The sequence below is a fragment of the Pseudomonas sp. Pseusp9 genome (genome assembly GCF_059491265.1).
Genome location: NZ_CP168500.1, coordinates 6,267,503 through 6,280,848 on the forward strand (window position 1 = coordinate 6,267,503; position 13,346 = coordinate 6,280,848).

Below are 13,346 nucleotides of genomic sequence, written 5' to 3' on the forward strand. Positions count from 1 at the left end.
TCAAACGTTGTAGTCGCCACCGTTGGCTGGCTGCGATTCGACTTCCAGCAAGGTCAGCTTCAGGGTCTTGCCGCCCGGAGCCGGCCAGTCGATGTGCTGACCAACCTTCAGGCCGAGCAGCGCGCTGCCCACCGGCGCCAGGATCGAGATCTTGCCTTCGTCGGCATTCGCATCCTTGGGGTATACCAGGGTCAGGTGGTAGTCCTTGCCACTGCCTTCTTCGCGGCAATGCACACGGGAATTCATGGTCACGACATCCGTCGGCACTTCTTCGTGGCCGACCACGGCATCGGCGCGATCCAGTTCGGTTTGCAACGCAATAACGCCCGGCAGCGTATCGTCCAGGCTGTCGATCAGACGCTCCAGACGCTGAACGTCCAGACGGGTAAGGGTGATGGAAGGTGCGGTCATGATCTGGGCAGACTCCTTTCTTCTGCACGAAAAAAGCAAAACCCCGCCAGAAAAAGGCGGGGTTTTCACAAGCCTCGATGGGTTGAGGCGTTTCCGGACACTATCACAGCTCAAAAAATATACAAGTCATGGCCCGGAGCCCTGTTTGCGCTGCGAAGCCTGCGCACAAATCACCCGTCGGCGCTCGTCATCGGCCGAGCGCCATTCACGGATGTCTTCGACATGGCGGAAGCAGCCCAGGCAGACTTTCTGCTCGTCCAGCCGACACACACCGCTGCACGGCGATGGCACCGCCGGGCTGACATTGCTGTAGAGCGGCTTGGGCGCACGGACAGGCGCAGGCTGGGTCACGATCTCACAAGCCTTCGAAATCGAGATCGACTTCAGCCTGTTGCTTGACGATACGCTCGAGCATTTCACCCAACTGCTCTTCGCTCTTGTCACACATCCAGCGCTCGCTTTCTTCGTCGTAGTCGAAGTGGAAACCACCGGATACCGCCGCCAGCCACAGCTGGCGCAGTGGCTCCTGGCGACTGAAGATCAACTGGCTGCCGTTCTCGAACTTGACGGTCAGCACACCGGCCGAGCTTTCGAGGTCGATATCCAGGTCGCTTTCGTCAAAGATGTCCTCCAGGGTTTGCTGGGTGGCATCGACCAGGTCATGGAAACGCGCTTCGGACAAACTCATTACGGCAACCTCAAAAAGTGTCTGATCAGGCTCAAGCGCCGCAAGATACGACCGAGCTCCGTCGATTGCAAAGGATAACGACCGAGTGACCCATTGTGGGAGCGAGCCTGCTCGCGAATGCGCACTGACATTCAACATTGATGTCGCCTGACACGACGCCTTCGCGAGCAGGCTCGCTCCCACAGGGATTGCATGATACCGACCGGCATCGCCCAAGCCCCGCCGGACGGGCGGTCCGTTGCATAGGCAAGCTGCCGGGTGGCCGGTATACTCCGGCGCAATTAATGCATTTTCAAGGATTTCGCCATGAAGCGCCTGATCTCTTCCCTTGCTGCGCTCCTCGCGGTCGCCTGCCTTGTGTCGGCCTGCGGCCAAAAAGGCCCGCTCTACCTGCCTGATGAAGACCAGGACCCTGTCGAACAGGCCAAGTCGTCGCAACAGCAGCCTGCCTCCAAAGCACACAAGCACGACGTCTACCAATAAGGGAACCTCATGGACGCTTTTAACTACCGTGACGGTGAACTGTTCGCGGAAGGTGTTGCCCTGTCTGCCATCGCCGAGCGCTTTGGTACGCCAACGTACGTTTACTCCCGTGCGCACATCGAAGCCCAATACCTGGCTTATGCCGATGCGCTGGTCGGCACGCCGCACCTGGTGTGCTACGCGGTCAAGGCCAATTCCAACCTGGGTGTCCTGAATGTCCTCGCGCGTCTTGGCGCCGGTTTCGACATCGTCTCCCGTGGTGAGCTGGAGCGCGTACTGGCCGCTGGCGGCAGTGCCGACAAGATCGTGTTCTCCGGCGTCGGCAAGACCCGTGACGACATGCGTCGCGCCCTGGAAGTCGGCGTGCACTGCTTCAACGTCGAATCCACTGACGAGCTGGAACGCCTGCAAGTGGTCGCCGCCGAACTGGGCGTTCGCGCGCCGATTTCGCTGCGCGTCAACCCGGACGTCGATGCCGGCACCCACCCGTACATTTCCACCGGTCTCAAAGAGAACAAGTTCGGCATCGCCATCGCCGACGCCGAAGACGTGTACGTGCGTGCCGCTCAGCTGCCGAACCTGGAAGTGGTCGGCGTCGATTGCCACATCGGCTCGCAACTGACCACCCTGCCGCCGTTCATCGACGCCCTCGACCGCCTGCTGGGCCTGGTCGACCGACTCGGCGATTGCGGCATCTACCTGCGCCACATCGATCTCGGTGGCGGACTGGGTGTGCGTTATCGCGACGAAGAGCCGCCATTGGCCGCCGACTACATCAAGGCCGTGCGTGAGCGTCTCGACGGTCGCGACCTGGCGCTGGTGTTCGAACCTGGCCGCTTCATCGTGGCCAATGCCGGCGTGCTGCTGACTCAGGTCGAGTACCTCAAGCACACCGAGCACAAAGACTTCGCCATCGTCGACGCGGCCATGAACGACTTGATCCGCCCGGCGCTGTACCAGGCCTGGATGGACGTCACGGCCGTGCGCCCACGCACTACCGCTGCCCGCGCCTACGACATCGTCGGCCCGATCTGCGAGACCGGTGACTTCCTGGCCAAGGATCGTCAGCTGGCCCTGGAAGAAGGCGACCTGCTGGCCGTGCATTCGGCCGGTGCCTACGGGTTTGTCATGAGTTCCAACTACAACACCCGCGGTCGTACCGCTGAAGTGTTGGTGGACGGTGATCAGGCATTTGAAGTGCGTCGCCGTGAGACGGTAGCCGAGTTGTTTGCTGGCGAAAGCCTGCTGCCGGAGTAAAACCATGCTGCTGCGTTTTACCAAGATGCACGGCCTGGGCAACGACTTCATGGTTCTCGACCTGGTCAGCCAGCACGCGCACATTCTGCCCAAGCATGCCAAGCAATGGGGCGACCGGCACACCGGCATCGGTTTCGACCAGTTGCTGATCGTCGAGGCACCGAGCAACCCGGACGTAGACTTCCGCTATCGGATCTTCAACTCCGACGGTTCCGAAGTGGAACAGTGCGGCAACGGTGCGCGCTGCTTCGCCCGTTTCGTGCTCGACAAGCGCCTGACCGCAAAACGTGTGATTCGCGTCGAGACCAAAAGCGGCATTATTGAGCTGGACGTGCGTAACGACGGCCAGATCAGCGTCAACATGGGCGCCCCGCGCCTGGTGCCAGCGGATATTCCGTTCCAGGCGCCGGAGCAGGCCAAGAGTTATCAGGTCGACGTCGACGGCACCCCGGTCGATCTGGCTGCCGTGTCCATGGGCAATCCCCATGCGGTGGTACGGGTCAGCGACATCAACAACGCGCCGGTGCATGAACTGGGCCCGAAAATCGAACATCACCCGCGCTTCCCGGCACGGGTCAATGTCGGCTTTCTCCAGGTCATCGACCGGAGCCGCGCGCAGTTGCGCGTCTGGGAACGCGGTGCCGGGGAAACCCAGGCTTGCGGAACCGGCGCCTGTGCTGCCGCAGTGGCTGCGATCAGCCAGGGGTGGATGGATTCGCCGCTATTGATCGACCTGCCTGGCGGGCGCCTGTCCATCGAATGGGCAGGCCCTGGCCAACCGGTGATGATGACCGGCCCGGCAGTGCGCGTATATGAAGGACAAGTGCGTCTTTGAGTGAGCGAAACCCATGACCGACAAGCCCCAGGTACCCGCACGACAAGCTGACGAATCACCGTCCGAAAGCCTGGAGGCGGCGGCTGTAGCCGCGTACCTGGAGGCTCATCCGGACTTCTTCGTCGAGCACGAAGAACTGCTCCCGTCCCTGCGCATCCCCCATCGGCGCGGCGATACCGTGTCGCTGGTGGAGCGTCAGATGACCATCCTGCGCGAGCGCAACATCGAGCTGCGTCATCGCCTGTCGCACCTGATGGACGTGGCCCGCGACAACGACCGTCTTTTCGACAAGACCCGTCGCCTGATCCTGGCGCTGATGGATGCCGCCAGCCTGGAAGATGTGGTGATGTGCGTCGAAGACAGCCTGCGCCAGGAATTCCAGGTGCCCTTCGTCAGCCTCATCCTGCTTGGTGACAACGCCATGCCGGTCGGCCGCTGGGCCACTCACGCCGAAGCGCAGGTGGCCATCGGCGGCTTGCTCTCGGAAGAAAAAAGCGTCAGCGGCAGCCTGCGCGAACATGAGCTGGACTTCCTGTTCGGCGAAGAACAGCGCAAGCAGATCGGCTCCACTGCGGTCGTTGCCATCAGCCACCAGGGCATCCACGGCATCCTGGCCATCGCCAGCCGTGATCCGCAGCACTACAAAAGCTCGGTGGGCACCCTGTTCCTGAGCTACATCGCTGAAGTCATGGGTCGTGTGCTGCCACGGGTCAACAACTCCCTGCGCTCGGTACGCTGAACATGGAACGGCAACTGGACGCTTACTGCGAACACCTGCGCAGTGAGCGGCAGGTGTCGCCGCACACGCTGTCGGCCTATCGCCGTGACCTCGACAAAGTGCTGGGCTGGTGCGTCAAACAGAACATCGGCAGCTGGGCGGCGCTGGACATCCAGCGCCTGCGCAGCCTGGTTGCCCGCCTGCACGCCCAGGGTCAATCATCGCGCAGCCTGGCGCGATTGCTGTCGGCCGTTCGCGGGCTTTATCACTATCTGAACCGCGAAGGCCTGTGCGACCACGATCCGGCCAATGGCCTGGCACCGCCCAAAGGCGAGCGCCGCCTGCCGAAAACCCTCGACACCGACCGCGCCCTGCAACTGCTGGAAGGCGGGGTTGAAGATGACTTTCTGGCGCGTCGGGACCAGGCGATCCTGGAGTTGTTCTACTCCTCCGGGCTACGGCTTTCGGAGCTGACGGGGCTCAATCTAGACCAGCTCGACCTGGCAGACGGCATGGTCCAGGTGCTCGGCAAAGGCAGCAAGACCCGCCTGCTGCCGGTAGGGACAAAGGCCCGCGAGGCGCTGGAACAGTGGCTGCCCCTGCGGGCCATGGCCAACCCGGCGGACGATGCGGTGTTTGTCAGCCAGCAAGGCCGACGACTCGGCCCAAGAGCGATCCAGGTACGGGTCAAGGCGGCCGGCGAGCGCGAACTGGGGCAGAACCTGCACCCGCACATGCTGCGGCACTCCTTCGCCAGCCACCTGCTGGAGTCCTCTCAGGACCTGCGCGCGGTGCAGGAGTTGCTCGGCCATTCAGACATCAAGACCACGCAGATCTACACCCACCTGGACTTCCAGCACCTGGCAGCGGTCTACGACAGCGCCCATCCACGGGCCAAACGCATGAAAGGCGACGATTCATGAGTATTCAGTTGATCACCTTCGACCTCGACGACACCCTGTGGGACACCGCCCCGGTCATCGTCAGCGCCGAAGCCGTTTTGCGTGAATGGCTGACCGAGCACGCGCCCAACCTGGGAGCAGTGCCGGTGGAGCATCTGTGGGCTATTCGCGAGCGAGTATTGAGCAACGAGCCAAGCCTCAAGCACCGCATCAGCGCGCTACGTCGGCGTGTGCTGTTCCATGCGCTGGAAGAGTCCGGTTACGGGCATGACGAGGCGTCGGACCTGGCGGACAAGAGTTTTGAAGTGTTTCTGCACGCCCGCCATCAGATCGATGTGTTTCCGGAGGTTGAACCGACCCTTGAAATCCTCGCCAACCATTACGCCCTCGGTGTGGTCACCAACGGCAATGCCGATGTGCGTCGGCTGGGGCTGGCGGACTACTTCAAGTTTGCGTTGTGCGCCGAAGACATCGGCATCGCCAAACCCGATGCGCGCCTGTTTCATGAGGCCTTGCAACGCGGTGGCGCAACTGCGGAAACGGCGGTGCATATCGGTGATCATCCGGGTGATGACATTGCCGGGGCGCAGCAGGCGGGAATGCGCGCAATCTGGTTCAACCCGGCGGGCAAGGCCTGGGAAGCTGAACATCTGCCGGATGCCGAGATTCGCAGTTTGACTGAGTTGCCGGCGTTGTTGGCGCGGTGGAACAAGGCTTCGGCCTGACACAAAACCTGTGGGAGCGGGCTTGCCCGCGATAGCAATCCATCGGGCAACATCAATGTTGGATTTGGTGGCCCCATCGCGGGCAAGCCCGCTCCCACAGGGATTGTGTTGAATTCAGAATTTTGTTTCAGGCACGAAAAAGCCCGCAGCGACGGCGGGCTTTTTCAGCAAGCGGGTAGCAGGCTCAGATAGGCCGGCTGCCGTACTTGTTGTCAGGCTTCTTGGGAGGATCTGCGACCACATTGGCCTCCACTTCCTGCACCTTGCCGCCACGAGCCAGGAACTCTTCCATGGCCTTGGCCAGGGCGTCACGTTCCTTGTTCTTGGCTTCGACACTCGGCAGCTCATCGACCGATACCGCTGCCTTGGCCTTGCCTTTGGCGGTCGGAACGGGCGCATCACCACCGTCGTCTTCAGCGACGTCTTCGGCCGCTGCTTCCAGACCTTCTTCGGTTTCGTCGTCGTCGCCTACTTCGAGGTCGTCGTTTTCCAGATCATCGTCGCTCATGTTCTACCTCATGACTTGCGAAAAGCAGATTAGTTATAGCCCAGCTTTGCCCTCTGTCGAAGGCTGCCGGAAAAAAATCAACAACCGCTGCTGACCAGCGGTTATGCCTCTTCACCGTGCACGGTGGCGAGGACTTTACGGGCACCGCCATGATCACGGTGCTCGCCCAGGTAAACGCCTTGCCAGGTCCCCAACGCCAGCCGGCCTGCCGAAATCGGCAAACTGAGCTGACAGCCAAGCACGCTGGCCTTGAAGTGCGCCGGGAGGTCGTCCAGGCCTTCGTCGTTATGCTCATAGCCGTCTGTTCCTTGTGGGATCAGACGATTGAAAAACCGTTCGAAGTCGCGACGTACCGCCGGATCGGCGTTCTCGTTGATGGTCAACGACGCCGAGGTATGCTGCAGCCACAAATGCAACAGACCGACCCGACACGCCTTGAGTTCAGGCAGGCCGGCGAGTAACTCGTCCGTTACCAGATGAAAGCCCCGGGGCCTCGCCCGCAAGGTAATCAGAGTCTGTTGCCACATACAGTTCTCCGCACGTTCGGGGCGCATTCTAGCGCGCTCTGGGAAAAAACAAAGGCCCTAATATTCCTTCAATCCTGTAAGCCTTCGACTGCACAAAAACACCCGGCGCAAACATCGTAAAACCTGTAGGAAAAAACCTTTCAGCGCGCTCTTCAATGACAAATTTCAGACAAAAAAAATGCCCGGCAAGCCGGGCAAGTTTTTACACGCGTACTTACAAGTTGTAGCCGCGTTCGTTGTGAAGCGCCAGATCGATGCCGACCGCTTCTTCTTCTTCGTTGATGCGCAGGCCCATGACCGCATCCAGCACCTTGAGGATGATGAATGTGGCGATCGCGGTGTAGATCACCGTGAAACCCACGCCTTTGCACTGAATCCACACTTGTGCGGCGATGTCGGTCACGGTGCCGAAGCCACCCAGGGACGGTGCGGCAAACACACCGGTCAGAATCGCGCCAAGGATACCGCCGATACCGTGCACGCCGAAGGCGTCCAGGGAGTCGTCATAGCCGAGCTTGCGCTTCAGGGTAGTGGCGCAGAAGAAGCACACCACGCCAGCCGCCAGACCGATTACCAGAGCGCCCATCGGGCCAACGGTGCCGGCGGCCGGGGTGATTGCCACCAGACCGGCAACCACGCCAGAAGCGATACCCAGTGCACTAGGTTTGCCATGGGTGATCCACTCGGCAAACATCCAGCCCAGCGCCGCAGCGGCGGTAGCGATTTGCGTCACCAGCATGGCCATACCGGCGGTGCCGTTGGCCGCAGCGGCGGAACCGGCGTTGAAACCGAACCAGCCGACCCACAGCATGGCCGCGCCCATCAGGGTGTAACCGAGGTTGTGCGGCGCCATCGGCGTGGTCGGGAAGCCTTTGCGCTTGCCCAGCACCAGGCAGGCAACCAGACCGGCCACACCGGCGTTGATGTGCACCACGGTGCCGCCGGCGAAGTCCAGAACGCCCCAGTCCCACAACAGGCCGCCGTTACCGGACCAAACCATGTGCGCAATCGGCGCATACACCAGGGTGAACCACACGCCCATGAACACCAGCATCGCGGAGAACTTCATCCGCTCGGCGAAGGCGCCGACGATCAACGCCGGGGTGATGATGGCGAAAGTCATCTGGAAGGTGACGAACACCGCCTCAGGGAACAGCGCCGCAGGCCCGGTCAGGCTGGCAGGCGTGATGCCGGCGAGGAACGCCTTGCCCATGCCGCCGAAGAACGAGTTGAAATTGACGACGCCCTGCTCCATGCCCGTGGTGTCGAACGCGATGCTGTAGCCATAAATGACCCACAGGACGCTGATCAGACCGGTAATGGCGAAGCACTGCATCATCACGGAAAGAATGTTTTTCGACCGAACCATGCCGCCGTAGAACAGCGCGAGGCCGGGAATGGTCATGAACAGCACCAAAGCTGTAGAGGTCAACATCCAGGCGGTGTCGCCCGAGTTGAGGACCGGGGCCGCCACTTCGTCTGCCGCCAAAGCAAGGCTGGGCATTACGATGGACAACAGGGCTCCTAGCCCTGCGAATTTACGCAGAGTCATATTGTTTTCTCCTGGGGCGTTGGGTTTGTGGCGGCTTAGATTGCGTCGGTATCGGTTTCGCCGGTACGGATGCGAATCGCCTGTTCCAGATTGACCACGAAGATCTTGCCGTCACCGATCTTGCCGGTGTTGGCCGCCTTGGTGATGGCCTCGATTACCCGGTCCAGATCCTTGTCGTCGATGGCGACGTCGATCTTCACCTTGGGCAGGAAATCGACCACGTATTCCGCGCCGCGATACAGCTCGGTGTGACCCTTCTGCCGACCAAAGCCTTTGACTTCAGTGACGGTAATGCCCTGCACGCCGATCTCGGACAGCGACTCGCGTACGTCGTCCAGCTTGAACGGCTTGATGATGGCAGTGACTAGCTTCATGAAAACTCTCTCCCGAATTGGTGGACTTGCCCCAGGAAAACAAACCCGACTCAAGTCTAAGCGCAGTGCCTGGCTTTGTAACGCGTCGTCGGCCTGACCTGCCCGTCCGACGCCAGCAAACCGCTCCTTGCGAAACACTCCCCCGCGTTCCGCTTGGCGCACTGCATTCGTCACAGCGACTGCATCAGTGCATGGGTCATGAGGGTCTAAGCAGAAAGCTTGCCATCTCCACAAAACTGACTGTTTTCAAGCTCTTGCTGGTGGATGGCTGATATTTCGCGACAACACCCGGCACGTTACGCACAACAACGGTGCGACGCCGTCCGTCCCCATGCGCGAAAAGCGTGCACCCCTTGCCCGCGCAAATGACTATAGGCACTGCGTGATACACTGCCCGTCATTGTTTCCAGGACATTGACCATGCTCGCACCAAAAGACTTCCTCGACGCCCTGACCGGCACCGCCTCCCGCCTCTTCAGCGGCGACACGCCTCTGCCGAAAGCTGAAATCGAAAGCCAGTTCAAGATGTTGCTGCAAAGCGCCTTCAGCAAACTGGACTTGGTGAGTCGCGAAGAATTCGACAGTCAGATGGTCGTGCTGGCTCGCACCCGCGCCCGCCTCGAAAGCCTCGAAACGAAAGTCGCCGAAATGGAAGCGAAGCTGAACCCACCAACCGAATAACACCGCAAGTGCTCACTGTGGAACCCAATCCACTGCGGGAGCGAGCTTGCTCGCGAAAGTCGTGAACGATAATGCGTAAAGCCAGATGACGAGCGGCGCATTTGGGTTTTTCGCGAGCAAGCTCGCTCCTACATGTGGCATTTGCCCGGGTCACTCCGTCTCGGCAACATCCTGCGAAAGTTTGCCCCCTCACCCACCCCACCGGATTCGTCTCCCCCGACTACCCTTCAAAAGCCCGCAGGAAGCGGCTCTCCGTCATCTCAAGGAACGACCATGTCCCTCTCCATCGTCCACAGCCGCGCCCAGATTGGCGTGGATGCCCCCGCTGTCACCGTTGAAGTCCACTTGGCCAATGGTTTGCCATCGCTGACGATGGTCGGCCTGCCGGAGACGGCGGTGAAGGAAAGCAAGGATCGGGTGCGCAGCGCGATCATCAATTCGGGGCTGCAATTTCCGGCGCGGCGGATCACGTTGAATCTGGCACCGGCGGATTTACCCAAGGATGGAGGGCGGTTCGATCTGGCGATTGCCCTGGGGATTCTCTCGGCCAGTGTGCAGGTGCCTACGCTGACGCTCGATGATGCGGAATGCCTTGGGGAGTTGGCGCTGTCAGGTGCCGTGCGGGCGGTTCGAGGGGTTTTGCCCGCGGCGCTGGCGGCACGCAAGGCCGGGCGCTGGTTGATGGTGCCGCGAGCTAACGCTGAAGAGGCGTGCCTGGCCTCGGGACTGAAAGTGATTGCGGTGGATCATTTGCTTGAGGCCGTTGCGCATTTCAATGGGCATACGCCGATTGAGCCTTATGTCTCCAATGGCCTGCTCTACGCCAGCAAACCTTATCCCGACTTGAATGAGGTGCAGGGACAACTCGCAGCCAAGCGAGCGTTGCTGATCGCTGCCGCTGGTGCTCACAACCTGTTGTTCAACGGACCGCCGGGAACGGGGAAAACCCTGTTGGCGAGCCGTTTGCCGGGATTGTTGCCGCCGCTGGCCGAAAGTGAAGCGCTGGAAGTGGCGGCGATTCAGTCGGTCGTCAGTTGTTCGCCGTTGAGCCATTGGCCGCAGCGGCCGTTTCGCCAACCCCATCACTCTGCCTCCGGCCCGGCGCTGGTGGGTGGCGGCTCGAAACCACAACCGGGCGAAATCACCCTCGCCCACCACGGTGTACTGTTCCTCGATGAACTCCCGGAATTTGATCGCAAGGTATTGGAGGTGTTGAGAGAGCCACTGGAATCCGGCCACATCGTGATTTCCCGCGCCAAGGACCGCGTACGCTTCCCGGCACGCTTTCAACTGGTCGCGGCGATGAATCCTTGCCCCTGTGGATATCTCGGCGAACCGAGCGGCCGCTGTTCCTGCACGCCGGACATGGTTCAACGCTATCGCAACAAGCTGTCGGGGCCGCTGCTGGACCGCATCGATCTGCACCTGACGGTTGCACGCGAAGCCACGGCGCTGAATCCTGCGTTAAAACCCGGCGACGATACAGCTACCGCCGCCGAGCTGGTTGCCAATGCAAGAGAGCGGCAAAACAAACGCCAAGGTTGCGCGAATGCCTTCCTCGACCTGCCAGGCCTACGCCGGCACTGTAAGTTATCCACAGCCGATGAAAACTGGCTGGAATCCGCCTGCGAGCGTTTAACTCTGTCGTTGCGAGCAGCCCATCGACTGCTCAAGGTCGCGCGCACACTGGCAGACCTTGAACAAGTCGACGGGATCAGACGCGAACATTTGGCCGAGGCGCTGCAATATCGGCCGACAACACTCTAGTCAGCGCCCCCCTTGGTGAGGTCAACCAACGGCGTCTGCCGCACCTCCGTCTCCCGCCCACCCTGAATCTCGCACACCTGTCTGAAGGCCTTATCCACAGCGGCCTTATCCGCCAGCAAGCCGTAACTGATGCGGAACTGCTTGTGTTCCTTCGGCCCAATCGTCGGCACCAGGTTCAATGGCCGCTGATACCGGCGGTTGCAGGAACAGCTCGTTCCCGGCTCCAGCCCCGTGACATAGCCCTTGGCATCGGCATACGGCACCACGTTGTAAACCGTCTCGTCATAGTCCTTGGTCGGCGCGCGGCAGGTTTGCCAGTCCGACAGATCACCTTTGGAAGCCCACACCCGAGCCTTCTCAAGCCAATTAAAATTGACTTTATGCAACCTCCGCACGCTTACGTTAGTCTCATAAGGTTTGAACCTCCGGCAGTTTGGCGGCGATATCATTATGATATTAAGGTCGCCCGCTAAATGCAGGAGCAAGTACAGACACATTTGTCTGTCATTTTTGCGCAACGGATCGTATGGAGTTTGAATGCGCGGGGCACTATTACGCAGCGGTAAGAGCGGGTCATTCACGGCCCTCGGCGAAACAGGTCAGCCGGTCTACCGGGCGGCCCTGCAATTGCGCGAAGCCATTCGCCGCAAGAACCCCGATTTGGTCGATCATCTGGCCATCCCTCAGAGCGATGAACTCGGCAACCAGATCGATTGGTACAGCGCCCTCGACGGCGATGTGATTCCGTGGAGCAGCGCGACCGAAGAAGAACGCGCCCCTGCCCGCCGCCAGCTTGAAGCTCTGAAGACCGCGCTCGAAGAATTGAGCCAGCGTTTCCTGGGTACAGACTCCGCTGAACAGCAGCAAGGCGACAAAGCCGTGTTCGGCAAGCTGCTCAAGCGCGTGATTCATTTCCCGGACGAAAACTTCGTCTATCTGGTGCAAGGCAAACCAGTGCTGACCTTCTGGGGTTTCGAGCATGCCGGAACCGGCAATGGCGATCCCCTGCACTGCCTTTATCAGGTCCCGCCTGCGTTCACGCCGCCACCCGTGGTCGAAGCGCCTGTTGTTGCGCCCGTCGCGCCGGTGGTTGCTCGTCCATGGTGGCGTCGCTGGTGGTGGCTGTTGCTGCTGCCGCTTCTGCTGCTTTTGTGGCTGTTGCTCGGTCTGCGAGGGTGCGTCCCGATTCCGTTGGTGGCGGTAGATTTGCTGCCTGATGGCGTTGTGCCGGTAGAAAAACAACTGGAAGAGCCGCCACTGACCGGCAATGTCACGACGCTGAATGGCGTCCCGGTGACAGGCACCGTTGTAGGCTCCGGCACTGGAACCGGTACCGCCGTGACCGGAGCCCATGACGTGGAGGCGCCGGCAGTCGAAGGCAACGAGGCAGACGCAGCACCGGCCGACTTGGCCGAAGACCCAGCCAAAGACTCAGCCAAAAACCCGGCAGCCGAATCCCCAACCGCGCCCCCCGAAAACAAAACCGCGCCGCCGGATGTCACACCGCCCGAGGCAGAAAAATCCGCCGCCACAAAACCCGGCCCTCCCCTGAGCATCCCGCCAGACGCCGCCGACGGTGCCGCCAGGTTTCTCGATGGTCAGTACAGCGCAGGAGCTGGTATTCAGGATCGCCGAACCGGCAAACCGCTGCGTCTGGAATACCAGCTCAAGGACGGTAAGGGCCAAGTCACCGTGCACCAGGCCGACGGTTCGAAATGCAGTGGGCCGGTGAGCGCTACTATGAAGGGTGGCAGCCTGGCCATCGACAGCCAGGGCCAGGCCGTATGCGGCGATGGCAGCACTTACGACATGCCCAAGGTCAACTGCCGCAAAGGGGCGACCACGGTCGCGGACTGCACCGGCGGTTACGGAAAAGAACAATTCCCCATGTCCATGCGGCAAGTGGCGGAATAAAAAC

General features: G+C 60.9%; 16 protein-coding genes and 1 pseudogene. 9 read left to right on the forward strand and 8 right to left on the reverse strand.

Annotation, left to right across the window (positions count from 1 at the left end; genetic code table 11):
• The 3 genes from rnk to cyaY form a co-directional block, all read right to left on the reverse strand.
• On the reverse strand, positions 1-411 hold the full coding sequence (rnk, locus tag ACEN8E_RS28645) for a nucleoside diphosphate kinase regulator (RefSeq protein ID WP_495590739.1): 411 nt from the start codon (positions 409-411) through the stop codon (positions 1-3).
• Positions 412-537: 126 nt separating this feature from the next.
• Complete coding sequence (locus tag ACEN8E_RS28650) at positions 538-762, reverse strand: DUF1289 domain-containing protein (RefSeq protein WP_413427684.1); 225 nt, start codon at positions 760-762, stop codon at positions 538-540.
• A 4-nt stretch (positions 763-766) separates the two neighbouring features.
• The gene (gene cyaY / locus ACEN8E_RS28655) at positions 767-1,099 is read right to left on the reverse strand and encodes an iron donor protein CyaY (RefSeq protein ID WP_495590740.1); all 333 of its coding nucleotides are present in this window, start codon (positions 1,097-1,099) and stop codon (positions 767-769) included.
• A gap of 306 nt (positions 1,100-1,405) precedes the next feature.
• Here cyaY and lptM point away from each other — a divergent pair, with 306 nt between their 5' ends.
• The 6 genes from lptM to ACEN8E_RS28685 are packed head-to-tail and all read left to right on the forward strand — an operon-like array spanning position 1,406 to position 6,019.
• A complete protein-coding gene (gene lptM / locus ACEN8E_RS28660; protein WP_007980804.1) occupies positions 1,406-1,582 on the forward strand; it encodes an LPS translocon maturation chaperone LptM in 177 nt (58 codons plus the stop codon).
• Positions 1,583-1,591: 9 nt separating this feature from the next.
• Complete coding sequence (lysA, locus tag ACEN8E_RS28665) at positions 1,592-2,839, forward strand: diaminopimelate decarboxylase (RefSeq protein WP_008015512.1); 1,248 nt, start codon at positions 1,592-1,594, stop codon at positions 2,837-2,839.
• Positions 2,840-2,843: 4 nt separating this feature from the next.
• On the forward strand, positions 2,844-3,674 hold the full coding sequence (gene dapF / locus ACEN8E_RS28670) for a diaminopimelate epimerase (RefSeq protein ID WP_008015513.1): 831 nt from the start codon (positions 2,844-2,846) through the stop codon (positions 3,672-3,674).
• Positions 3,675-3,687: 13 nt separating this feature from the next.
• Positions 3,688-4,413 carry a DUF484 family protein gene (locus tag ACEN8E_RS28675; RefSeq protein WP_495590741.1) on the forward strand — a complete coding sequence of 242 codons (726 nt, stop codon included), beginning with the start codon at positions 3,688-3,690 and terminating at the stop codon, positions 4,411-4,413.
• Between the two features lie 2 nt (positions 4,414-4,415).
• A complete protein-coding gene (gene xerC, locus ACEN8E_RS28680; protein WP_495590742.1) occupies positions 4,416-5,315 on the forward strand; it encodes a tyrosine recombinase XerC in 900 nt (299 codons plus the stop codon).
• Positions 5,312-6,019, forward strand: a complete 708-nt coding sequence (locus ACEN8E_RS28685) for an HAD family hydrolase (RefSeq protein ID WP_429370617.1) — start codon at positions 5,312-5,314, stop codon at positions 6,017-6,019. The genes xerC and ACEN8E_RS28685 overlap by 4 nt, the downstream gene beginning before the upstream one ends.
• Before the next feature lie 184 nt (positions 6,020-6,203).
• Here ACEN8E_RS28685 and sutA read toward each other — a convergent pair whose 3' ends face one another.
• The 4 genes from sutA to glnK all read right to left on the reverse strand — a co-directional run bounded on the left by sutA (position 6,204) and on the right by glnK (position 8,980).
• Positions 6,204-6,527, reverse strand: coding sequence for a dormancy-specific transcriptional regulator SutA (gene sutA, locus ACEN8E_RS28690; protein WP_007980816.1), 324 nt, complete (start codon positions 6,525-6,527; stop codon positions 6,204-6,206).
• A 101-nt stretch (positions 6,528-6,628) separates the two neighbouring features.
• Positions 6,629-7,054, reverse strand: coding sequence for a secondary thiamine-phosphate synthase enzyme YjbQ (locus ACEN8E_RS28695; protein WP_008015517.1), 426 nt, complete (start codon positions 7,052-7,054; stop codon positions 6,629-6,631).
• A gap of 214 nt (positions 7,055-7,268) precedes the next feature.
• The gene (locus tag ACEN8E_RS28700) at positions 7,269-8,606 is read right to left on the reverse strand and encodes an ammonium transporter (RefSeq protein ID WP_111282964.1); all 1,338 of its coding nucleotides are present in this window, start codon (positions 8,604-8,606) and stop codon (positions 7,269-7,271) included.
• A gap of 35 nt (positions 8,607-8,641) precedes the next feature.
• Positions 8,642-8,980: a P-II family nitrogen regulator gene (gene glnK, locus ACEN8E_RS28705; RefSeq protein WP_002555808.1), complete on the reverse strand. Its 339-nt coding sequence runs from the start codon at positions 8,978-8,980 to the stop codon at positions 8,642-8,644.
• 420 nt (positions 8,981-9,400) lie between these two features.
• On the opposite strand from glnK, the gene ACEN8E_RS28710 reads away from it, so the two are divergent.
• Positions 9,401-9,661 (forward strand): accessory factor UbiK family protein, encoded by a 261-nt coding sequence (locus ACEN8E_RS28710; protein ID WP_495590743.1) that lies wholly within the window; start codon positions 9,401-9,403, stop codon positions 9,659-9,661.
• Between the two features lie 273 nt (positions 9,662-9,934).
• Positions 9,935-11,428: a YifB family Mg chelatase-like AAA ATPase gene (locus ACEN8E_RS28715; RefSeq protein WP_495590744.1), complete on the forward strand. Its 1,494-nt coding sequence runs from the start codon at positions 9,935-9,937 to the stop codon at positions 11,426-11,428.
• Here the strand turns inward: ACEN8E_RS28715 and ACEN8E_RS28720 are convergent.
• Positions 11,425-11,766: pseudogene (locus ACEN8E_RS28720) on the reverse strand (DUF4432 family protein); the annotation flags it as partial. The gene ACEN8E_RS28715 and the pseudogene ACEN8E_RS28720 sit on opposite strands and share 4 nt — an antisense overlap.
• 199 nt (positions 11,767-11,965) lie before the next feature.
• On the opposite strand from ACEN8E_RS28720, the gene ACEN8E_RS28725 reads away from it, so the two are divergent.
• Positions 11,966-13,342, forward strand: coding sequence for an SrfA family protein (locus tag ACEN8E_RS28725; RefSeq protein ID WP_495590745.1), 1,377 nt, complete (start codon positions 11,966-11,968; stop codon positions 13,340-13,342).
• Positions 13,343-13,346 lie beyond the last annotated feature (4 nt).

Bases quoted from the DNA above. Each gene is read 5' to 3' on its own strand.
- lysA (WP_008015512.1), top strand. From the start codon at position 1,592: ATGGACGCTTTTAACTACCGTGACGGTGAACTGTTCGCGGAAGGTGTT.
- cyaY (WP_495590740.1), bottom strand. From the start codon at position 1,099: ATGAGTTTGTCCGAAGCGCGTTTCCATGACCTGGTCGATGCCACCCAG.
- glnK (WP_002555808.1), bottom strand. From the start codon at position 8,980: ATGAAGCTAGTCACTGCCATCATCAAGCCGTTCAAGCTGGACGACGTA.
- ACEN8E_RS28685 (WP_429370617.1), top strand. From the start codon at position 5,312: ATGAGTATTCAGTTGATCACCTTCGACCTCGACGACACCCTGTGGGAC.
- lptM (WP_007980804.1), top strand. From the start codon at position 1,406: ATGAAGCGCCTGATCTCTTCCCTTGCTGCGCTCCTCGCGGTCGCCTGC.
- sutA (WP_007980816.1), bottom strand. From the start codon at position 6,527: ATGAGCGACGATGATCTGGAAAACGACGACCTCGAAGTAGGCGACGAC.
- ACEN8E_RS28715 (WP_495590744.1), top strand. From the start codon at position 9,935: ATGTCCCTCTCCATCGTCCACAGCCGCGCCCAGATTGGCGTGGATGCC.
- ACEN8E_RS28725 (WP_495590745.1), top strand. From the start codon at position 11,966: ATGCGCGGGGCACTATTACGCAGCGGTAAGAGCGGGTCATTCACGGCC.
- xerC (WP_495590742.1), top strand. From the start codon at position 4,416: ATGGAACGGCAACTGGACGCTTACTGCGAACACCTGCGCAGTGAGCGG.
- ACEN8E_RS28695 (WP_008015517.1), bottom strand. From the start codon at position 7,054: ATGTGGCAACAGACTCTGATTACCTTGCGGGCGAGGCCCCGGGGCTTT.
- ACEN8E_RS28700 (WP_111282964.1), bottom strand. From the start codon at position 8,606: ATGACTCTGCGTAAATTCGCAGGGCTAGGAGCCCTGTTGTCCATCGTA.
- dapF (WP_008015513.1), top strand. From the start codon at position 2,844: ATGCTGCTGCGTTTTACCAAGATGCACGGCCTGGGCAACGACTTCATG.
- ACEN8E_RS28710 (WP_495590743.1), top strand. From the start codon at position 9,401: ATGCTCGCACCAAAAGACTTCCTCGACGCCCTGACCGGCACCGCCTCC.
- rnk (WP_495590739.1), bottom strand. From the start codon at position 411: ATGACCGCACCTTCCATCACCCTTACCCGTCTGGACGTTCAGCGTCTG.
- ACEN8E_RS28675 (WP_495590741.1), top strand. From the start codon at position 3,688: ATGACCGACAAGCCCCAGGTACCCGCACGACAAGCTGACGAATCACCG.